Source organism: Yersinia sp. Marseille-Q3913 (genome assembly GCF_963892745.1).
GTDB lineage: Bacteria > Pseudomonadota > Gammaproteobacteria > Enterobacterales > Enterobacteriaceae > Yersinia > Yersinia bercovieri.
The window spans coordinates 36245-57485 of record NZ_CAWQAF010000018.1 but is presented as its reverse complement, the minus strand read 5'-3'; the positions used below and the strand labels follow the sequence as shown (position 1 = coordinate 57485).

Here is a 21241-nt window from a genome sequence, read left to right as displayed (position 1 = left end):
AAACTGTTTCCCCCTCGTTATGATAGGTCTTGACAGAGGTTTTTACGCAAACGATTGGCTCCTTACTGCGTAAGGCTTTGACCTGTTCAGTGCTCATCCAAGGCAAGGGAAATGTCCTCATATTCATCATGCGGTTTATTCACATTCTGTGAGCTGGGTTGCCACGGTAATCCCCTATAACAACAAAGTGCATTTACAAATTAGGGGGTAATCTATAAAATGCATTTAAAATACATCTATTAAATGACACACGATAAATACCCAATGAGATTTGAGCTTCAGCAGCAAATGCCAGGGGATAAAAATGACCAAGGAGTCACCATGCTGGACCGCCAAACCATCGCCACCGTTCAATCCACCATTCCATTACTTGCCGCCACTGGCCCCAAACTAACCGCGCATTTCTACGATCGCATGTTCGAGCACAACCCTGAGCTAAAGCACATATTTAATATGAGCAATCAGATAAATGGTGATCAGCGGGAAGCGCTGTTCAACGCCCTTTGCGCTTATGCGGCGAATATCGACAATCTGGCGGCCTTGCTGCCCGCCGTTGAGCGAATTGCCCAGAAACATACCAGCCTGAACATTCAACCTGAGCATTATGCCATCGTCGGTCATCACTTAATTAACACGCTGGATGAGATGTTCTCACCCGGTCAGGAGGTGTTAGACGCCTGGGGCAGAGCCTATGGGGTATTGGCCGATCTGTTTATTCAGCGGGAAAGTGAGATTTATCAACAGGGTGAAACCAGCTCTGGTGGTTGGAGAAGCTTGCGCCGCTTCCGCATCATTAAAAAAGAGAAGCAGAGTGAGGTGATTTGCAGCTTTGTATTAGCACCGGAAGATGGTGGTCGGGTGCTGGATTTCAAACCGGGTCAATATCTGGGTATTTATATCGAAGATGAGCGGCTTGAATATCAGGAGATCCGCCAATACTCGCTGACTGCCGCACCAAACGGTAAGACTTATCGTATTGCGGTGAAGCGTGAAGAGCTAGGCACGGTGTCTAACTATCTGCACCAACAGTTGAGCGAAGGCGACAGTGTGCGCATCGCACCTCCTCGCGGTGATTTCTTTCTGGATATCTCAGCGGAGACCCCAGTGGCACTGATTTCCGCCGGTGTGGGCCAAACGCCAATGCTAAGTATGCTCAATACCCTGCACGATCGGCAACATGCCGCATCGGTGCATTGGTTACATGCAGCTGAAAATGGTCGTGTTCATGCATTCGCCGATGAAGTCACCGCGATTGCCGCCAACATGCCGAATCTTAGCTGTCACCTGTGGTATCGCGAACCCACCGCGCAAGATAATCAGGGTGAGGAGTACCATAGCAAGGGGTTGATGGATCTCAGCTCACATCAGTGGTTGACCGCCGATGCCAACAGACACTATTACTGCTGTGGCCCACTGGCATTTATGCAATTTGTCGGACGTCAATTATTGGCACAGGGGGTAGCATCCGAACGAATTCACTATGAGTGTTTCGGGCCGCATAAAGTCATTTAATTATTGAATTTTATTTAATTTTCCGTGGGAGGTCATTCGGCCTCTCACGCATTTCCGCGCTAAAAATTCAGTCTGATTATTGTGCTTAAATTTGGTAGAACGTGATTTAGATCTCATATATCCTAACTTAATATTGCCACCATGAGGCATTCAGATGAATTTCTCAAAATCCATATAACTGAAGTTATTAATGTGGCTAAAATTATCCCCTCACTGTTTATTACTCGGTAACATAATTTATACCCAACATGATTAGAGTTGCAGGTAGGGAACCAGTGCGCATATGCAGCTTCAAGAATAAAGGGCATACCCAAAGTAATTGGAGTTGCAGGTAGGCGGCAAGCGAACGAATCCCGATGAGCTTACACAAGTAAGTGATTCGGGTAAGTGAACGTAGCCAACACCCCTGCAGCTTCAAGAATAAAGGGCATACTGAGTATGATAAGGCTGAATTGACCTACCATGAGTAAGAAATTCATAAAAAAAGAAGGGTTGGCATTGGTATCTATGGCGCGCTATTTAATTGGTGAGCGCCCCGGTAATCGACTTAAAACCATCGATGAATTATCAGAAGATTTCGGCATATCCGTTGGTGTGGTACAGCACGCATTAAAAGTGTTGGAAGCTGATGGAGCTATCATCGTTGAACGTCGTGGCCGCAATGGTACCCTATTAGTTGACCTGAATATGGCACTGTTACTGCAACAAGCAGATCTGGGTAATATGGTGTGTGCGATGCCGCTTCCCTATACTAAACTTTATGAAGGTCTGGCCAGTGGCTTAAGGGAACAATTCACCTTACTCCCCCTCTATTTTGCCCATATGCGTGGCGCCGAAGTGCGTATCGAATGCTTGATAGATGGTATTTACGATATGGCGGTGGTATCGCATCTGGCTGCAAAAAGTTATCTGGCTCAAGGACGAGTGGCGATGGCATTAAATCTGGGCAATGGTTCCTACGTGGATGGCCACCAGCTTATTTGCCGCCGTGGTGAGCAGCACAATATTCGCCGGGTTGGATTGGATCCGCGCTCACCGGATCAATGCTTGCTGACTGAAATTAAATTTGCCGGGCAATCTATCGAGTTGGTTGAATTACCTTATAGCGACTGTATCGTGCATATTAACCGTGGTGATATTGATGCCGCTATTTGGAATCTGGCTGATGATGTTCCCCATGACCATTTGCAAGCGATCAAGTTACAAGGCGATGAGCGTTATATTCAAGCCTCGCAGGCGGTCATCCTTATCCGGCCAGATAATCACCCAATCAAATTACTGCTGGAGAAAGGGATCAATGAAACACTGCTGCTGGATCACCAGCGGGCGGTTCAAAAGGGCGAGATAGAGCCTCGCTATTAATCATTTTAGCTCAGTTGCACGCTAAGTTTTTGTTTTCAGGAGGCCAACTCTTTGGAAATGTGTATTGATTCACGTCTTAATATTTTGTGTCAGGCTGGGGTTATCGACACCGACATCGGTCAGGGTTTAGACCAGGTTATCAATCGGTTAGAGAACTTTTGGCAGTTGCCGGCTCGTGGCGATCACGGTGTTATGGTAATTACTCATATGGCGAATGCATTAATGCGCACTCGTCGTGGTGAGGAGATCCCTGCCCTGGACCCGGCGATACTGGCTGAAATTGTCCAAAGTGAACATATTCACCATATTCGCGAGATCAATCAGGATTTATTGGCCTATTTCTCACTAAAACCCGCTGAAAATGAAATTGGATATTTACTCGCGAACCTTTACGGTCTATACCTTTCTAGTGACTTGCCACCACTGCGCTAATTTTGCTTTGTAGGCAGCGTTATCAAATATACAACACCAGGATCTTTTTTTTAAAAATATTCAAAATAAAAATGATTTAACAAATAATAAAAATGATTTAACAGATAATAATAATGCCTCGGGCGCTTAGGACATGAAATGTTTTTAAAAACCCTATTAAAACAAAACACTAAATTAGTTGATGCGGCTATTTTGTTCTGGCACCAGGGAAAAATCAGTCCAGATAGCTATGTTATCGATGTTGAACAAACGGAAACTAATGCCCGCTTACTGCTGAAAACCGCCCATCATTGCCAGATAAAACTCTATCTGATGAGCAAGCAGTTCGGGCGCAACCCTGAACTCTGCCGCCGCCTGTTGGCTTGTCGTTATGAGGGCACGGGCTATCAAGGTATGGTCGCGGTTGATTTCAAAGAGGCCCGGCTGCTCTATCACCACCAGATCCCTGTCGCGCATATTGGTCATTTAGTGCAGCCCCCCTCCGGCATGGTGGCAGAGATAGTGCGCAGGCAGCCGGAAGTGATTACCGTTTTCTCACTGGAGAAAGCGCTGGAGATCTCACAGGCGGCGCACCAGCAGCATATTACCCAATCGCTGATGCTGAAAGTTTGTCAGGCGGGAGACCTGCTGTATGCGGGGCAGGAAGCGGGGTTTGAATTAAGTCATTTATCGGCCGTCATTGCCGCTATCCGTAAATTACCGGCGGTGCGATTGGTCGGGATAACTCACTTCCCCTGTATGCTGTATGACCCCCCGTCACACCAGACCTTACCCACCGCCAATATGCGCACGTTGCTGGCAGCTCGGGATATCCTGCTAGCCGAGGGGGTCGATATTGAACAGGTGAATGCCCCTTCCGCAACCAGTTGTACTACCCTGCCACAATTAGCCCAATGGGGGGTGACACATGCGGAACCCGGCCATGCCCTCACCGGAACCATCCCCGCCAATCAACAGGGTGACCAACCGGAACAGATATCGATGCTCTATTTGTCCGAGATTTCCCACCATTTTTCTGGCAACAGTTATTTCTATGGTGGTGGCTATTATCGTCGTGGCCATTTGCAAAACGCATTGATTCACCATGACAATCAATTCAGCCAAAGCTCCCTATTACCCATTGATGAGAGCAGTATCGATTACTGTCTGGGCTTGGCGGGGGAGTTCCCGGTAGGCAGCCCGGTTATCATGAGTTTCCGCACTCAAATATTTGCGACCCGCAGCGACGTGGTATTGATTGATGGCATTCAGCGCGGAGAACCCCGCTTGCTTGGCTGCTATGATAGTCGCGGCACTCAGTTGAGCTAACGGAACCACGATCTAATGCGTTAGCTTATGTAATATGTTCTTGTTAGCGCTTTATCGAATAATATGACGGATAAGTAATATTATTACTGTACTGATTGATTAACCTGCCGATATATTAGTTACCGCCATCATAAGTTGCGCTAATGAAATTAATCGCCCAGCGATCAATGGCCGTCAATATCGGGTGAGATTTTGCCCCTATATTTACCTGCTTTGGAGCCTGCCCGATGATTAATCCTGATGGATACACCTACGCGCACGAACACCTCCACATTGATTTGTCTGGGTTTAAAAATAATCTGGACTGTCGGCTGGATCAATATCAGCCAATCTGTGATGAAATGCGCGAATTAGTGGCTAAAGGGGTGGCGAATATCGTCGAAGTCACCAACCGCTACATGGGCCGCAATCCCCAATTCCTATTGAATCTGATGCATGACAGTGGCATCAATATCATCGCCTCAACCGGCTACTATACCGACAGTTTCTACCCTCCAATGGTCCGCGAAAGCACGGCGCAGCAATTGGCACAGACCATGATTGATGAGATAGAAACAGGTATTGACGGCACTGAACTGAAAGCCGGTGTGATTGCCGAAATTGGCACCAGTGAAGGGGTTATCACCGCCGATGAAGCAAAAGTCTTCCATGCCGCCGCGCTGACCCACCATGCTACCGGCCTCGCCATCTCGACCCATACCAGTTTCAGCACCATGGGCCTGCAACAGATAGCCCTGCTTAAGCAGCATGGTGTGCCGCTGGATCGGGTGGTTATCGGCCATTGCGACCTGAAAGAGCAGCCGGATCTGATTTTACAAATGATCGATATGGGCGTGTATGTCCAGTTCGATACCATTGGCAAAAACAGCTATTTCCCCGATGAACGCAGGGTCGCCATGCTCGTCACGCTAGCGCAACACGGGTTGTTGGATAGGGTGATGCTGTCGATGGATATCACCCGCCGCTCACATTTAACAATCAATGGTGGCAGCGGGTTTAGCTATTTAGTGGATTCGTTTATTCCCATGTTACTGGCCGCAGGGATCTCCCAAGCTCAGGTGGAGATGATGTTGCGCCACAATCCTAATAAATTTTTCGCCACGCAAGGAGAGTGATTATGAAGAAGATTGGCATTGCCGGGCTGCAACGAGAATTAATTCGCGAAATGATTGAGCAGACGGCACCGAATACGTTTGAGACATTTATCCTTTCGGATATGGATGCGGCCGTCAAAGTAAAAGAGGGCCAGTTGGATTACTACATTGGTGCCTGCAACACCGGTGCTGGTGCCGCACTATCCATGGCGATTGCAATTATTGGCTATAACAAAAGCGCCACCATCGCCAAGCCCGGCATCAAAGCCAAAGCTGAGCAGATAGAGAAAGTGGTGGCGGAAGGTAAAGTGGCGTTTGGCTTATCCGTCGAACATATTGAACATGCCATCCCATTGCTGATTACCCAACTGCGCTAAGGGGCCACCGTGGATTATATTCATATTGTTGTGGTTGCCCTGCTGACAGGGATGACCGCGTTACTTTCTCACCGTTCTGTTGCCGTGTTCCATGACGGTATCCGCCCTATTCTGCCGCAATTGGTTGAAGGGAATATGAGCCGCCGTGAAGCAGGCAGTATCGCTTTCGGTCTGAGTGTCGGCTTTATCGCCTCCGTCGGCATCTCGTTTACTCTCTCAACCGGTTTGCTTAACTCCTGGTTACTGTTCCTGCCAACCGACATCATTGGTGTCTTGGCGATCAATAGCTATCTGGCTTTCGCGCTAGGTGCCGCTTGGGGGATTTTGGCCCTCACCAGCCTGCCTGCTGTGAATACCGCGCTAACCTCACTGCCGGTGAACTTTATCGGTTCGCTGGGGGAGCTGAGTAGTCCGGTGATTTCGGCCTTTGCCCTGTTCCCATTGGTGGCTATTTTCTATCAATTTGGTTGGAAAACGGCGATTGTCTCCGCCTTTATTGTGCTGCTAACCCGTCTGCTGGTTACCCGCTTTACCGGGCTATTCCCTGAATCCATTGAAATTTTCGTCGGCATGATACTGCTGATTGGCATTGCTATCGCACAAGATTTGCGGGCAAAAACCCACCTCGGAGGTGGTGGACACTCGGTGTTTGAAGAGCGAACCCAGCGCATTATTAAAAATCTCCCGATGCTGGCGATTGTCGGCGGGTTAATCTCTGCGGTGGCGAGTATGAAGATCTTCGGCGGCAGTGAAGTGTCGATTTATACGCTGGCGAAAGCCTACGCCCCCGGCATCACACCGGAAGAGTCGCTAGCGCTGATCCATCAGGCGTCACTGGCTGAGTTTATGCGTGGTCTAGGCTTTGTGCCACTGATTGCCACCACAGCACTGGCGACCGGGGTCTATGCCGTTGCCGGTTTCACCTTTGTGTTTGTGGTCGGTTATCTGGTGCCGAATCCATTGCTGGCAGGAATAATCGGGGCGATAGTGATATCGCTGGAAGTGCTGATGTTGCGGTCAATCGGGAAATGGTTAGGCCGCTTCCCTTCGGTGCGCAATGCCTCGGATAATATCCGTAATGCCATGAATTTGCTGATGGAATACGCGCTGTTAATCGGGGCTATTTTTGCCTCGATCAAGATGGCCGGATACACTGGTTTTACCATCACTACGGCGCTCTATTTCCTCAACGAAGCCATTGGCCGCCCAGTGATGAAAATTGCGGCCCCTGTGGTGGCGGTAATTATCGCTGGTGTAGTGCTGAATCTGTTCTATTGGTTGGGGTTGTTTGTCCCGGCTTGATAATTGCCCAGCTTGATAAATAAGATGTAGAAAGAGAAAAGCCCGTTCGTCGTCAAACGAAACGGGCTTTTTCTTGCGTGCTCTCTGTTGCCTGCTTTCTAATGCAGAGATACGGCGAATTAAATCGCCTCTTCGTCCTGCTCGCCGGTACGGATACGCACCACACGGGAGACATCATAGACAAAGATTTTACCATCGCCGATTTTACCGGTTTGGGCTGTCTGCATAATCGCTTCGACGCAGGTATCGACGATATCGTCAGCGACCACAATTTCAATTTTTACTTTTGGCAGGAAATCCACCATATACTCAGCGCCACGGTACAGTTCGGTATGCCCTTTCTGGCGGCCAAAACCTTTCACTTCTGTCACTGTCATCCCGGTGATGCCAACCTCAGCCAGCGCCTCACGGACATCATCCAGTTTGAATGGCTTAATAATCGCGTCAATTTTTTTCATGGTGGATCCCTGTTGTTACCAATTCTTGCGGCCAAAGCCTGATGTAATCGGATAGCGTCTATCTTTACCAAAATTGCGGGCAGTGATGCGCGGCCCGACAGCTGACTGACGCCGTTTGTATTCATTGATATCTACCAGGCGGATAACCTTACGCACGATAGTTTCATCAAAGCCGTCTGCGACCAAATCGGCCACCGACTTATCTTGCTCGACATAGCCTTCGAGGATGGCGTCCAAAATATCATAAGGCGGCAGGCTATCTTCATCTTTCTGATCAGGGGCCAGCTCCGCAGAGGGTGGGCGCGTGATAACCCGCTGCGGGATCACGTAAGAGACGGTATTACGGTATTCCGATAATTTGAAGACCAGAGTTTTTGGCACATCTTTCAGCACATCAAAACCGCCCGCCATATCACCGTACAAAGTGGCATAGCCCACGGCCATTTCACTTTTGTTACCCGTGGTTAATACAATGCTGCGGCGCTTGTTGGACAGCGCCATCAGCACCACACCACGACAACGCGCCTGGAGGTTCTCTTCCGTGGTATCGCGCGCGGTGCCGGCAAACATCGGGGCTAGTTGCCCCATAAAAGCATCAAACATTGGCTCGATGGAGAGCACATCAAATTCGATCCCCAGAATCTCAGCTTCTTCTTTGGCATCGGCAATACTGATATCTGCGGTGTATCGGAACGGCATCATCAATGCCTGAACCTTATCTTTACCCAGCGCATCGACGGCAATCGCCAGTGTCAACGCGGAGTCAATCCCGCCGGATAACCCCAGAACCGCGCCATTAAAGCCATTTTTAGTGACGTAATCGCGCACCGCCAATACCAACGCCTCATAGACCTGCGCCAGTGGCGGTAGTTCAGCGGCAGGTGCCATCATCGGCACCACTTCACACTCATTGAGCTGCAACAAGGTGGTTTGCTCGGCGAATGCGGCCAAACGATGGGTCAGATTACCCGCAGCATCGAAAACTTTGGAGCAGCCATCAAAAATCAGCTCATCCTGCCCGCCAATCTGATTGAGATAGACCAATGGCAAGCCGGTACGCTGACAATGTGCCGCCATCAGTGTTTTGCGGATATAGGGTTTTTCGCGGTTGTAAGGGGAGGCATTGATCGATAGCAGCACTTCGGCACCGGCGGCTTTCGCGGCATCGACCGGGCCGTCGAACCATAAATCTTCACAAATGAGCAAGCCCAAACGATAGCCCTTGAGCTCAACGACACAACTGTCATGACCTGCTGAAAAGTAACGTTTTTCGTCGAACACGCCGTAGTTCGGCAATTGCTGTTTGAAATAGCGCGCCAGCAATTTCCCCTCAGAAAACAGCGATAATGCGTTATACAGGTTACCGGCTTCGCGCCACGGGTGGCCCACCAGCACCGCGATATGCTGTGTTGCTGCTTGTAAACGATCCAACTGTGCTTCACAGCGTTGATAAAAATCATCGCGATACAGCAGATCTTCTGGCGGATAACCGGACAAAGCCAGCTCGGAGAACATGACCAGACTGGCCCCCGCCTTCTGCTGCTCATTTAAGGTTTGCAACATACGTTCAGTGTTGCCTTCGATATCGCCAACCAGCCAATTCAACTGGGCTAACGCAATGGAAAGTGATCTGCTCATTTGTATTTAAACTCGGTTATCAGCGTTGTCATTGATTAACAACAGTTATTCTTTGAAATCGTTGGCATCCAGCTCGTGACGTGACAACAATTTGTAAAACTCGGTACGGTTACGCCCCGCCATTCTGGCGGCTTGGGTCACATTACCTTTGGTGATTTGTAGCAGCTTACGCAAATAATTCAATTCGAATTGATTACGCGCCTCAACAAAAGTCGGTAATGCGGTGTTCTCCCCCTCTAGCGCCTGTTCAACCAGCGCTTCACTGATAACCGGAGCCGAAGTTAATGCCACACACTGTTCGATAACGTTGACCAGTTGGCGCACGTTACCCGGCCAGCTGGCGGTCATAAGCCGTTTCATAGCATCGGTTGAGAAGCTGCGGACAAAGGGTTTATGGCGCTTGGCTGACTCACGTAACAGATGGTTTGCCAACAGCGGGATATCTTCTGAGCGCTCATGCAACGCGGGGATCTTCAGATTCACCACATTCAAACGATAGTAGAGATCTTCGCGGAATTCATTTTTCGCCATGGCTTTAGGCAAGTCACGGTGGGTGGCTGAAATTATCCGTACATCAATGCTTAAGTCGCGGTTACTGCCCAAGGGGCGTACTTTGCGCTCCTGCAACACCCGCAGCAATTTTACCTGCAAAGACAATGGCATATCGCCGATTTCGTCCAGAAACAGTGTGCCGCCTTCAGCGGCCTGAAATAGCCCTTCACGGCTACTGACTGCCCCGGTAAATGCGCCTTTGGCATGACCAAAGAGTTCTGATTCAAGCAACTGTTCGGGTAATGCACCGCAGTTGATGGCAATAAAAGCTTTTTTCGCCCGTGGACTGGCGGCATGGATAGCTTGCGCCAATACCTCTTTACCGGTGCCGCTCTGCCCGTTAATCAGCACGCTGACATCGGATTGCGCCACCATTTTGGCTTGTTCCAGCAAGCGCAACATCACCGGACTGCGGGTCACAATCTCTTCACGCCAGCTATCATCACCGGCAGGCATAGAAAGCTCTAAAGCCGCATCGATCGCTTTATATAAAGCATCTCGATCAACCGGTTTGGTCAGGAAGCTAAACACCCCTTGCTGAGTTGCGGCGACGGCATCAGGGATCGAGCCGTGGGCGGTCAGGATAATCACTGGCATACCGGGTTGATGCTTCTGGATCTCGACGAACAGCGCCATGCCATCCATTTCATCCATCCGCAAGTCACTGATAACCAAATCAATTTTCTCACGCATTAATAGGCGTAATGCCGCCTGGCCGCTTTCAGCGGTGGTGACATTAAATCCTTCGCTGGTTAAACGCATCCCCAGTAGCTTGAGTAAGCTGGGATCGTCATCAACCAGCAGTAGATTGGCCGGTTTGCGTGGCGTCATGAGATTCCTTATTAGTCGCAGGGGGGAGGTCAGTTGGCGGCACCGCTGGCGGAGCATCAGCCGGTTTTTCTATTGATGGCGCGACCGATTTAGTGTCAGCTTGGGGTGCCACTGGTTTGGTTTCTGCTGGTTTGGTTTCAACCGGCTTGGTTTCTGCCGGTTTAGCTTCTACTGACTTGGTTTCAACCGGCTTAGCTTCCACCGGTTTCGCCTCTGCTGGCTTGGTTTCAACCGGCTTAGCTTCCGTCGGTTTCGCCTCTGCTGGCTTGGTTTCAATCGGCTTAGCTGCTGCCGGTTTGGCAGGCTCCACTTTGGGTTGCGGTTTCACGTCTGCGGGTTTTGCTGCCGCAGCCGCAGGTTTGCTCTCCGCGTCAGTTTCTGGAATTTCATTTTGTAACTGCTTACGCGATGAGAGCTGCCGCTCAATATCAGTCAGATTTTCCAACTTGCGAGTGGTATCCAGCAAGTTATATTGCAACCGGACCTGGCTCTCCCGCAGGCGATCTATCTGAGCATCTGATTCGTCTTGTAAGCGCTGATAGCGAGTGCGCTCTTCAGCCAGAGAGATGCGCAGTACCTGCTGCTCGCGCCACAATTGAATCAATGGGCGCACAGCGGCTGGGAAGGTTGGGCTATAGCTATTTAGGCGCTCAACCACCTGACGCCGCTCGGCTATCGACGGCTCGGCGCTGCTTATCAGAATGCCCTGCTTAAAGGCGGCAGACCAAGTGACCACTGGCAGTGCTTTTGCTAATGCCCGCGCTTGAGTAGAGCCAAGGCGCTCAGCACAATCCATCGCTCGTAACCAGTACAGTGAGTTTTCTAGCGTCTCTTTATCATCAATATCCCACAGCACATCACAGGGTAAGGTACGATAATCAACGATTTTCGTTTCCGGTATCACCATCTGGACCGCTTGTGAAAAACGGCTGCTAGCAGAATTATCGGTACACCCAGTGAGTAACAGTGGGGCCAGCAATATAGCTCGCCAAAAAATACCCGAACCAGAGCTGCCCGCAGGCGTTGTGGCCGCAGTTGAGGTGGAACCTGATAACAAGGCGGTCTTTTTAGTGATACTGCTCATAGACCATTTGTACATTATTCATTCATTCTCGGCGGTTAATGGCAATTCAACACGGAAACAGACGGCGGCATAATCCACGGCCACCAATTGCAGGTCGCCCTGCATCCGTCTGATGCAGTCCTGAGCAATACTCAGCCCCAATCCGCTGCCTTTGACGGCCCCTTTCCGCTGATGGCTTCCCTGGAAAAAAGGCTCAAATATCATTGTTTCTTCTGAATTCGGGATGGGCGCCCCGGTATTGGCGATATCAATTTGTATGCGGTTATTCACCCGACGGCTGCGAATCCAAATGGTACCGGATTCCTCGCCATAGTGCACCGCATTGGAGTAGAGATTATCTAATACCCGCATTAATAGCGTTGGATCTGCCCAACAAATGTCCGCCTGCAAATCCTGCTCGGTGCGGATCATCTTGGCGCGCGCCGGTAAACTGTGTGCGGAAATCACATCTTCAACCATGTCGGCCAGTTCAACATTTTCGAGTTCACCGGGGCCATCCGCCAGTTTGCGGTTATAGTCCAGCAGCTGCTCTATCAACAGTTGCAAGTGGCGGCTGCTATTATCGAGGATAGCCACCACCTCTTTCTGATCCTGGGTTAATGGCCCGGCCACCTCATCAGCCAGTAATTCAGTCCCTTCGCGCATACTGGCTAATGGCGTTTTCAACTCATGGGAAATGTGTCGCAAAAATTCATGGCGCTGTGACTCCAGCCAGGCTAAACGTTCACTGAGCCAAATAATGCGCTGTGCCAGTGACCGTAACTCCCGAGGCCCCTTAAACAGGGCGGTATTACCCAGTGGTCGTCCCTCTCCCAGGCGATTTATCATTCGCTCAATGCCTTTAACTGGCCCAATTATCATCCGGGTGAATAACACTACTAATAGCACGCTAACCAAAAACAGCAACAGTGATTGCCAGCCAAAGAATTGACCACGTTCGGTGATATCTTTTTGCAGCTGTTGACCGCGCGAGAAAATCACATCACGGGTGGCCTGTACCATTTCGGCATTTGAGCGAGAAAATTGCTCTAATAGCGCGGAGGCGCTCTGTTCCGGGCCGCTATTTTTACATTGAATATCAGAAAGTTGGTTCAGAAGCCCACTCAGGGTTTGGTAATAGCGGGCATCCGGCAGAATAGGGGCGTGGGTATCGAGCATTTGCGCGTACTGTTTACGCTGATGCTGGTAGAGCTTAGCCAGCGTGGCATCATCTAATACGCAATATTGGCGATAGCTGCGCTCCATTTCGAGCGCCACACTGGTCATCGCCTCACTGCGCCGGGCATCTGCCAGCGTGGTGCGGTTGATATCAGCCGCCTGAGTACTTAAGTGATCCAGACTCTGATACGCCTGATACGCGAGTACCAATAGAGGCAGCAGCACCAACAGAAATGCCATGAGCACCAGTTGACGTAAAGAACGGGGGAATAAACGCCATCTTTTCAACGAAATCATCTCATTACCTATCATTCTGTTGTGATGCTAGCTGACTCTGTCGGGATTACAATGCCTGCAATCCAAATAAATGCCGCAGCCGCCCTATGCGGGATAAAAAAAAAAAGCACTCGCCAGAAGCTAAGTGCTTTAAATTTAATTTTTTTTACTCATAACCGTCAGAATCATTATCAGACCTGCCTGTTATACAGTGACGAAATGACTAACTGGGAATGAGACAACGGGGCAATAACTGCCCCGTCGCAAGAATATTTGGATGCCCTTACATATCGTCTCCAGTGTGATGAAGCCGTAGCAATCATCGGGAGGATGAGACGAATAGCATCCAGACATGTCCAAAATTGATGAATGGTTCATCACAGCAGGACATAGGCGGTGCCTCACTCAACGTGTCGTCCGATGTTTGATAATGTGTATTCACACAATATCGGTTTAGGTGGACGATAGGCACCAGTCTTAGGCATCATTCGGTGGCTTATGAAGCGCATATTCCGCTTAACAGCGGGACTATCATAAAGAGGTGAATGAGCAACTGAATAGGATAATGCAGCTTGCGTGCCAACTTTCGAAAATAAAATTCAATACATTGATTTTAAATCAAAAATTAAATTTTCATTAAAATAATAAAAACCATGAAAGCTCAATAACTAATCAATGCTGAATTCTTTGTCGCTTAATCACGACACCTAAAGGTAAATAAAATAAATTATATATAAATCAGTATATTAAATGTCTCTTATTTGAGACAGTGATTTAGCCGATTGTCGCGATTTACCGACAGTTAAATTAAAATAGTTAATATTCAATAAGATAGATTTTCAGTTTCAAAATTTGAATCGAATTATAGAGTTCAGTCCGATCTTGAGCAACTCGCACCCTGCCCACGCGAAAACCATCACTGCGTTATAAATTATGCGATTTCATTACCAAGGCAAATAATTCACTATTCTGCTCTGACCCAGAAGTTGCTACCAAAAACAGGAGAGCCGTCTACTCCGTTAACCAAGGATGTCGCTTAACCTTAATCCGAATATAAGGAGGCAAAATGAAGCCTGCCAATATAACCATGGGATTAATATTACTCACCACCCTATTTAGCCCTTACTGCGCAGCCGCAATAAACCATAGCTCAAGTGCTGTAGCCGCTCAGCCAGGCCCTATGCGGGTATCTGCTGGCGCATATCATGACAATAATAACTTCCCCGAATTCTCCATTGAGGAGTTCCAGGTTCTGCAAAACACTACAGGCAGGGAGGCGGAGATAACATTCACATTAAAAAGTACCGGGTTATTGTATTACCACGTTTATCTCAATGATAAAGATAATTTTGACATCATAGAAACATCAGGCTTTGTTAATAATAATCAACGCCATGTTTCATTAAAGAAGAGCAGCACCATGGCAGGAAACTATAAAGTCATTATTGAGTTAATCGATAATAATAAAGTAACCGTCACCAGAAATTATGATATTACGCTGGACTGAAAAAACTCAGGGGATCACTCCCCTGAGCCTGCTTGATTAGCCTAATTGCTTACGCGCATTACGGAACATCCGCATCCACGGGCTATCCTCGCCCCACTCTTGCGGATGCCATGAGTTGCTGACAGTACGGAAGACACGTTCAGGATGCGGCATCATCACCGTGGCACGACCACTGGCACTGGTCACCGCCGTGATACCCTGCGCTGAACCATTCGGGTTCGCCGGATATTGCTCAGTTACCGCGCCGTAATTATCCACAAAGCGCAATGCCACCAGGTTGTGTTGCTGCAATGCCGCCAAATGCGCCGCATCGCGCACTTCAACCTGACCTTCACCGTGTGACACGGCAATTGGCATCCGTGAACCGGCCATATCCTGCATAAACAGCGACGGGCTACTCGCCACCTCAACCAGACTAAAACGCGCCTCAAAGCGATCTGACAGGTTGCGAACAAAGCGTGGCCAGTGCTCAGCACCGGGGATCAATTCGCGCAGATTAGACATCATCTGGCAACCATTACACACCCCTAACGCCAAAGTTTCAGGGCGGTGGAAGAAGGCTTCGAACTCGTCACGCACACGGTCATTGAATAGAATCGATTTCGCCCAACCTTCACCCGCGCCCAAAACGTCGCCGTAAGAGAAGCCGCCACAGGCCACTAAGGTCTGGAAGGCGCGCAGGTCAGTGCGCCCTGCCAACAGATCACTCATATGCACATCGACAGCATCAAAACCGGCGCGGTGGAAGGCGGCCGCCATTTCAACATGGGAGTTAACCCCCTGTTCACGGAGCACCGCCACTTTTGGCCGTGCTTGCTTGATGATGTAAGGTGCGGCGATATCTTCAGCCGGATCGAAGGTCAGTTTCACATTCAGGCCAGGATCGCACTCATCCTGCTTCGCCTGATGCTCTTGATCCGCGCAATCCGGGTTATCCCGCAGGCGCTGCATTTGCCAGGTGGTTTCTGCCCACCACAAGCGCAAGGTGCTGCGTTTTTCGCTGTATACCAGCTCAGTGCCACGGCGAATAGCGAAAGTATCCCCCTCAACCGCACGGCCCAGATAGTGAACACAATTTGCCAAACCATGGTCGGCCAATACTTTTTCTACCGCGCCACGCTGCTCAGCACTAACCTGGATCACCGCCCCCAACTCTTCATTGAACAATACGGCCAGTGAATCATTGCCCTGCGAGTGAATATCGACATCAATGCCACAATGACCAGCAAAGGCCATTTCAGCCAGTGTCACCAACAAACCGCCATCAGAACGATCGTGATAGGCCAGCAACAGCTGATCCGCCACCAGCCGCTGCATGGCGTTAAAGAAGCCCGCCAGCTGTTGCACATCGCGCACATCCGCCGGTTTATCCCCTAATTGGCGATAAACCTGTGTCAGAGCCGTGGCCCCCAATGCATTGTGGCCTGCGCCTAAGTCAATCAGCAGCAGCGCGTTATCACCTTTATCAGTGCTCAGCTGTGGCGTCACGGTATGGCGCACATCTTCAATACGGGCGAAAGCCGTAATCACTAGTGACAGCGGCGAGGTCATTTCGCGCTGCTCATCACCTTCCTGCCAGCGCGTTTTCATCGACATGGAGTCTTTGCCCACTGGAATGGTAATTTCCAGCGCCGGGCATAGCTCTTCGCCGACAGCGCGCACCGCGTCATACAAACCGGCGTCTTCACCGGGGTGACCGGCGGCTGACATCCAGTTAGCTGACAGCTTAATGCGCTTCAACTCGCCAATTTGGGTGGCGGCGATATTGGTCAGCGCTTCACCGACCGCCAAACGGGCGGAGGCGGCGAAATCGAGCAAGGCCACTGGCGCGCGTTCGCCCAGCGACATCGCCTCACCATAGTAGCTATCAAGGCTGGCACTGGTGACCGCACAGTCGGCCACCGGGATCTGCCATGGTCCCACCATCTGATCACGGGTCACCATACCGGTTACGGTGCGGTCGCCAATGGTGATCAGGAAGGTTTTTTCTGCCACAGCGGGCAGATGCATCACCCGTTTTACCGCATCGGCAATCGTGATATCAGCACGTTCCAGCGCCTCACCTTCGGCCTGCAAGCTCTTCACGTCGCGCAGCATTTTCGGCGTTTTGCCCAGCAGCACATCCAGTGGCATATCAATAGGTTGATTATCGAAATGGCGATCATTGAGGGTGAGATGTAACTCTTCCGTGGCTTCACCAATCACCGCATAGGGGGCGCGCTCACGGCGGCAGATCTCATCAAACTGTGCCATCTGCGCCGGGGCGATCGCCATGACATAACGCTCCTGAGATTCGTTACACCACACTTCCAGCGGGCTCATGCCCGGCTCGTCGTTCAGGATGTCGCGCAGCTCAAAACGACCACCACGACCGCCATCGCTGACCAGCTCCGGCATGGCGTTGGACAAGCCACCCGCGCCGACGTCATGGATAAACAGAATCGGGTTGTGGTCACCTAGCTGCCAACAGCGGTCGATCACCTCCTGACAGCGGCGCTCCATCTCTGGGTTATCCCGTTGTACCGAGGCGAAATCCAGATCCGCATCTGACTGACCGGAAGCCATGGATGACGCCGCGCCGCCACCCAGACCGATATTCATTGCCGGGCCGCCGAGCACCACCAGCTTAGCGCCGACGGTTATCTCACCTTTTTGCACATGATCCGCACGGATATTACCGATCCCGCCCGCCAACATAATGGGCTTATGGTAGCCGCGTAACTCAGTGCCATTATGGCTGTTAACCCGCTCTTCATAGGTGCGGAAGTAGCCCAGCAGTGCTGGACGACCAAATTCGTTGTTAAATGCGGCACCGCCCAATGGGCCTTCGGTCATGATATCCAGCGCGGTGACTATCCGGTCCGGCTTGCCGAAATTCTCTTCCCACGGCTGTTCGAAGCCAGGGATCCGCAAGTTAGAAACCGAGAAACCCACCAAACCCGCTTTCGGTTTTGCGCCACGTCCGGTGGCACCTTCATCACGGATCTCACCACCAGACCCGGTCGCCGCACCCGGCCAGGGTGAGATTGCCGTCGGGTGGTTATGGGTCTCAACTTTCATCAGGATATGCGCCTCTTCCTGATGGTAGCCATAAACACCACTCTCTGGTGCGGCAAAGAAGCGCCCAACCTGAGAACCTTCCATCACCGCCGCATTATCTTTATAAGCAGACAACACGTAATCCGGCGTGTGTTCGAAGGTATTTTTGATCATTTTGAACAGTGTCTTAGGCTGAGCAACCCCGTCGATTATCCAATCCGCGTTAAAGATCTTATGGCGGCAGTGCTCAGAGTTTGCCTGCGCAAACATATACAGCTCAATATCCGTCGGGTTGCGCCCAAGCCCGGTAAAGGCGGCCAGCAGATAATCAATTTCATCCGCTGCCAGTGCCAGACCCAATTTGGTATTGGCCTGCTCCAGTGCACTGCGGCCCTGCGCCAGAATATCCACCCGTTGTACCGGGGCTGGCTGATGATGAGAGAACAGCTGTTCTGCTTGCTGCAAATCGGAAAATACCGTTTCCATCATGCGATCATGCAGCAGCGCCGACAATTGTTGCCACTGGCTTTCGGTCAGATTCGGGCCTTGAATATAGAAGGCCAAACCACGTTCCAGCCGCAGCACTTGTGGCAATGCACAGTTGTGCGCGATATCAGTGGCTTTGGAAGACCACGGAGAGATGGTTCCCGGCCTTGGGGTAACCAGCAGTAAACGCCCTTCTGGCGCGTGCTCAGGGAGAGATGGCCCATACTTAAGCAGCCGCTGGAGTCTGGCGTGTTCATCGGCACTCAGTGGTGCGCTAACATCGGCAAAGTGAACATATTCGGCGTAGATATCACTCACCGGCAGATGAGCATCCTGGCAACGGGACAACAGTTTGGTAATACGAAAAGCCGACAAAGCGGGCGAACCACGCAGTATTTCCATAATCTAAGTTTCTCTCTCTTCGAAGCGACTGGAACAGCACTTCATTGGGCGCAGCACTCATTGGCGCAAAACAGGGGAAAACGCGCGCCATTATAGTGAATCTAAGCCGCCGACGAAACCGTTTGCGTAGCTATTATTCATAATTGCGTCAGAAACTGCGATTAGGATTATCAGCTGAATACCGGATAAATAAGCACGCAATAAAGTTGCACACTGACGATTTGTTGCGCAAAATGCCACTCCACTGGGGATTTAACCATGTCGATTCTCGCTTCACGACACACATATAAAGAGCGCTGCCGAGAGATAACTATTTGACGCGCATAAAATTAAATTACTTTGTTATCGGTGTAGTTGCCATACTTTTGGCCCTCGCGCTGTGGCCCAATATTCCCTGGCGCAATGGCCAGGAGGGGCAACTCGATCGCATAAAAGCCCGTGGTGAGCTGCGAGTTAGCACTATTAGTTCACCACTGAACTACACACCCGGAAAAGATGGTCCTTCCGGCCTCGACTATGAGCTGGCAAAACGTTTTGCTGACTATCTGGGGGTCAAGCTGGTCATGACCCCGCGTCATAATATTGACGATCTGTTTGATGCTTTAGATAGCGATGATGCAGATATGCTGGCCGCCGGGCTTATCTATAACCGCGAGCGTCTCAATCGGGCGCGCACTGGCCCTGCCTACTATTCGGTCTCGCAGCAGTTGGTCTACCGACTTGGCACACCACGGCCAAAATCCTTCGGTGATCTGAAAGGGCAGCTGATTGTCGCCTCCGGTTCAGCCCATATGACCACACTAAAACAGCTTAAGCAGAGCAAATATCCGGATCTTAACTGGGGATCGTCCATTGATCGCTCAGGGAAAGAGCTACTGGAGCAAGTTGCTGATGGCAAACTCGACTATACCCTGGGTGACTCCATCACCATTGCTCTGCTGCAACGCATTCACCCGCAATTGGCGGTCGCCTTTGATGTGACTGATGAAGAGCCAGTGACCTGGTATTTCCGCAAAGGCAGTGATGACAGCTTGTATGCCGCGATGCTCGATTTCTACAGCCAGATGGTGGAAGACGGCAGTTTGGCGCGGCTGGAGGAGAAATATCTCGGCCATGTCGGTAGCTTTGATTATGTCGATACCAAAACCTTCCTGTCCGCCATCGACAATGTGCTGCCCACTTTCCGGCCGCTGTTTGAAAAACATGCTGGTGATATCGATTGGAAATTGCTGGCGGCGATTGCTTATCAAGAGTCTCATTGGAACCCCCAAGCTACCTCGCCGACCGGTGTGCGTGGCTTGATGATGCTAACCCGCGCCACCGCAGATGGTTTAGGGGTCAAAGACCGCGTGGACCCCGAGGAGAGCATTAGAGGTGGCTCCATCTATTTGCAGCGGCTGATGCAAAAAGTGCCGGAAACCATCCCGGAAGATGAGCGAGTCTGGTTCGCGCTGGCGGCATACAATATGGGCTATGGTCATATGCTGGATGCCCGTCGACTGACCAAAAACCAGAATGGCAACCCAGACAGCTGGGTTGACGTCAAAATGCGGCTACCCATGCTGAGCCAAAAGCGCTACTACCCGAGCACCACCTATGGCTACGCCCGTGGTCACGAGGCTTATAACTACGTCGAGAATATTCGCCGTTATCAGGTGAGTTTGGTGGGGTATTTGCAGGAAAAAGAGAAAAAAGCCGCCCAACACGCCGCTATTGAGGCTGAGCTGGGGAGAGCCTATCCGGTCGTCGCCCCCGGCTGGTCAATCAATAACTAACACTCATTTTCCACATCAAGTTATCGCGCGCGGGTTAATTTTTATCCACAGAGGCCCGCTGCGCAACTTTTAATGCTTTCTGCTGCTCGCGACGCAGGCGAAAAAACGCGCTCAATTGGTGGGAACAGGCCTCCGCCAGCACACCGGCGCGGATCTCTACCTGATGATTCATCCTTGGGTGGCGTAAAATGTCCAGCAGTGATCCTGCGGCACCGGTTTTCAGATCATTCGCCCCATACACCAGACGACGGATCCGACCATGAACCATAGCACCGGCACACATCACGCAGGGTTCCAACGTCACATATAATGTGGCGTCTAGCAGACGATAATTCTGCACTGCTTGCCCACCTTGACGTAGCGCCATGATCTCTGCATGGGCCGTGGGATCGTTATCGCGAATAGAGCGGTTCCAACCTTCGCCAATCACCTGATTATCCAGCACTAACACCGCGCCTACCGGAACTTCACCCTCTTCCTGCGCACGAAGGGCCAGCATCAACGCGCGCTGCATCCAGTACTCATCACTGTACTCAGCGGTCGACACATATTCAGAAGATAAATTATTATCAGCAGACACATTAACCTCTCAGCTACTTTTGCGGCGTGCATTATACACAGCGAACCATAGCCTCTACACTCGTTATC

Annotated in this window: 16 protein-coding genes; 9 read left to right on the top strand and 7 right to left on the bottom strand. The window is 50.6% G+C overall.

Annotated elements, in window-relative coordinates; all coding sequences use genetic code 11:
• Nucleotides 1-321 precede the first annotated feature (321 nt).
• The 7 genes from hmpA to AACW11_RS09470 all read left to right on the top strand — a co-directional run bounded on the left by hmpA (nucleotide 322) and on the right by AACW11_RS09470 (nucleotide 7387).
• Nucleotides 322-1512 (top strand): NO-inducible flavohemoprotein, encoded by a 1191-nt coding sequence (hmpA, locus tag AACW11_RS09500; RefSeq protein ID WP_212586592.1) that lies wholly within the window; start codon nucleotides 322-324, stop codon nucleotides 1510-1512.
• A 462-nt stretch (nucleotides 1513-1974) separates the two neighbouring features.
• Nucleotides 1975-2874, top strand: a complete 900-nt coding sequence (gene yhfZ, locus AACW11_RS09495) for a GntR family transcriptional regulator YhfZ (RefSeq protein WP_212586591.1) — start codon at nucleotides 1975-1977, stop codon at nucleotides 2872-2874.
• Between the two features lie 51 nt (nucleotides 2875-2925).
• Nucleotides 2926-3306: a PRD domain-containing protein gene (locus tag AACW11_RS09490; RefSeq protein WP_212586590.1), complete on the top strand. Its 381-nt coding sequence runs from the start codon at nucleotides 2926-2928 to the stop codon at nucleotides 3304-3306.
• A gap of 138 nt (nucleotides 3307-3444) precedes the next feature.
• Nucleotides 3445-4614, top strand: a complete 1170-nt coding sequence (locus AACW11_RS09485; protein ID WP_212586589.1) for a YhfX family PLP-dependent enzyme — start codon at nucleotides 3445-3447, stop codon at nucleotides 4612-4614.
• Nucleotides 4615-4841: 227 nt separating this feature from the next.
• On the top strand, nucleotides 4842-5729 hold the full coding sequence (locus AACW11_RS09480; protein ID WP_212586588.1) for a phosphotriesterase-related protein: 888 nt from the start codon (nucleotides 4842-4844) through the stop codon (nucleotides 5727-5729).
• A gap of 2 nt (nucleotides 5730-5731) precedes the next feature.
• Complete coding sequence (locus tag AACW11_RS09475) at nucleotides 5732-6085, top strand: DUF2620 domain-containing protein (RefSeq protein ID WP_005274293.1); 354 nt, start codon at nucleotides 5732-5734, stop codon at nucleotides 6083-6085.
• Nucleotides 6086-6094: 9 nt separating this feature from the next.
• Nucleotides 6095-7387 carry a YhfT family protein gene (locus AACW11_RS09470; RefSeq protein ID WP_212586587.1) on the top strand — a complete coding sequence of 431 codons (1293 nt, stop codon included), beginning with the start codon at nucleotides 6095-6097 and terminating at the stop codon, nucleotides 7385-7387.
• Nucleotides 7388-7506: 119 nt separating this feature from the next.
• Here the strand turns inward: AACW11_RS09470 and glnB are convergent, their stop codons facing one another.
• The 5 genes from glnB to AACW11_RS09445 are packed head-to-tail and all read right to left on the bottom strand — an operon-like array spanning nucleotide 7507 to nucleotide 13405.
• Nucleotides 7507-7845, bottom strand: a complete 339-nt coding sequence (gene glnB, locus AACW11_RS09465; protein WP_212586586.1) for a nitrogen regulatory protein P-II — start codon at nucleotides 7843-7845, stop codon at nucleotides 7507-7509.
• 15 nt (nucleotides 7846-7860) lie between these two features.
• On the bottom strand, nucleotides 7861-9483 hold the full coding sequence (locus tag AACW11_RS09460; RefSeq protein ID WP_212586585.1) for an NAD+ synthase: 1623 nt from the start codon (nucleotides 9481-9483) through the stop codon (nucleotides 7861-7863).
• Between the two features lie 45 nt (nucleotides 9484-9528).
• Nucleotides 9529-10866: a two-component system response regulator GlrR gene (gene glrR, locus AACW11_RS09455; RefSeq protein ID WP_212586584.1), complete on the bottom strand. Its 1338-nt coding sequence runs from the start codon at nucleotides 10864-10866 to the stop codon at nucleotides 9529-9531.
• A complete protein-coding gene (gene qseG / locus AACW11_RS09450) occupies nucleotides 10829-11950 on the bottom strand; it encodes a two-component system QseEF-associated lipoprotein QseG (protein ID WP_445285811.1) in 1122 nt (373 codons plus the stop codon). The genes glrR and qseG overlap by 38 nt, the downstream gene beginning before the upstream one ends.
• Nucleotides 11951-11968: 18 nt before the next feature.
• Entirely contained in the window at nucleotides 11969-13405 is a 1437-nt protein-coding gene (locus AACW11_RS09445; RefSeq protein WP_212586583.1) for a sensor histidine kinase, read from the bottom strand.
• Nucleotides 13406-14450: 1045 nt separating this feature from the next.
• On the opposite strand from AACW11_RS09445, the gene AACW11_RS09440 reads away from it, so the two are divergent.
• Nucleotides 14451-14891, top strand: coding sequence for a hypothetical protein (locus tag AACW11_RS09440; protein ID WP_212586582.1), 441 nt, complete (start codon nucleotides 14451-14453; stop codon nucleotides 14889-14891).
• A gap of 36 nt (nucleotides 14892-14927) precedes the next feature.
• On the opposite strand, the gene purL is transcribed toward AACW11_RS09440, so the two are convergent.
• On the bottom strand, nucleotides 14928-18818 hold the full coding sequence (gene purL, locus AACW11_RS09435; RefSeq protein ID WP_212586581.1) for a phosphoribosylformylglycinamidine synthase: 3891 nt from the start codon (nucleotides 18816-18818) through the stop codon (nucleotides 14928-14930).
• Between the two features lie 314 nt (nucleotides 18819-19132).
• Between purL and mltF the strand changes: the two genes are divergently transcribed.
• Nucleotides 19133-20593 (top strand): membrane-bound lytic murein transglycosylase MltF, encoded by a 1461-nt coding sequence (mltF, locus tag AACW11_RS09430; protein ID WP_212586580.1) that lies wholly within the window; start codon nucleotides 19133-19135, stop codon nucleotides 20591-20593.
• 34 nt (nucleotides 20594-20627) lie between these two features.
• Here the strand turns inward: mltF and tadA are convergent, their stop codons facing one another.
• Nucleotides 20628-21173, bottom strand: coding sequence for a tRNA adenosine(34) deaminase TadA (gene tadA / locus AACW11_RS09425; protein ID WP_212586579.1), 546 nt, complete (start codon nucleotides 21171-21173; stop codon nucleotides 20628-20630).
• Nucleotides 21174-21241 lie beyond the last annotated feature (68 nt).

Bases quoted from the DNA above. Each gene is read 5' to 3' on its own strand.
- hmpA (WP_212586592.1), top strand. From the start codon at position 322: ATGCTGGACCGCCAAACCATCGCCACCGTTCAATCCACCATTCCATTA.
- yhfZ (WP_212586591.1), top strand. From the start codon at position 1,975: ATGAGTAAGAAATTCATAAAAAAAGAAGGGTTGGCATTGGTATCTATG.
- AACW11_RS09485 (WP_212586589.1), top strand. From the start codon at position 3,445: ATGTTTTTAAAAACCCTATTAAAACAAAACACTAAATTAGTTGATGCG.
- AACW11_RS09480 (WP_212586588.1), top strand. From the start codon at position 4,842: ATGATTAATCCTGATGGATACACCTACGCGCACGAACACCTCCACATT.
- AACW11_RS09475 (WP_005274293.1), top strand. From the start codon at position 5,732: ATGAAGAAGATTGGCATTGCCGGGCTGCAACGAGAATTAATTCGCGAA.
- glnB (WP_212586586.1), bottom strand. From the start codon at position 7,845: ATGAAAAAAATTGACGCGATTATTAAGCCATTCAAACTGGATGATGTC.
- AACW11_RS09460 (WP_212586585.1), bottom strand. From the start codon at position 9,483: ATGAGCAGATCACTTTCCATTGCGTTAGCCCAGTTGAATTGGCTGGTT.
- glrR (WP_212586584.1), bottom strand. From the start codon at position 10,866: ATGACGCCACGCAAACCGGCCAATCTACTGCTGGTTGATGACGATCCC.
- qseG (WP_445285811.1), bottom strand. From the start codon at position 11,950: ATGAGCAGTATCACTAAAAAGACCGCCTTGTTATCAGGTTCCACCTCA.
- AACW11_RS09445 (WP_212586583.1), bottom strand. From the start codon at position 13,405: ATGATTTCGTTGAAAAGATGGCGTTTATTCCCCCGTTCTTTACGTCAA.
- AACW11_RS09440 (WP_212586582.1), top strand. From the start codon at position 14,451: ATGAAGCCTGCCAATATAACCATGGGATTAATATTACTCACCACCCTA.
- purL (WP_212586581.1), bottom strand. From the start codon at position 18,818: ATGGAAATACTGCGTGGTTCGCCCGCTTTGTCGGCTTTTCGTATTACC.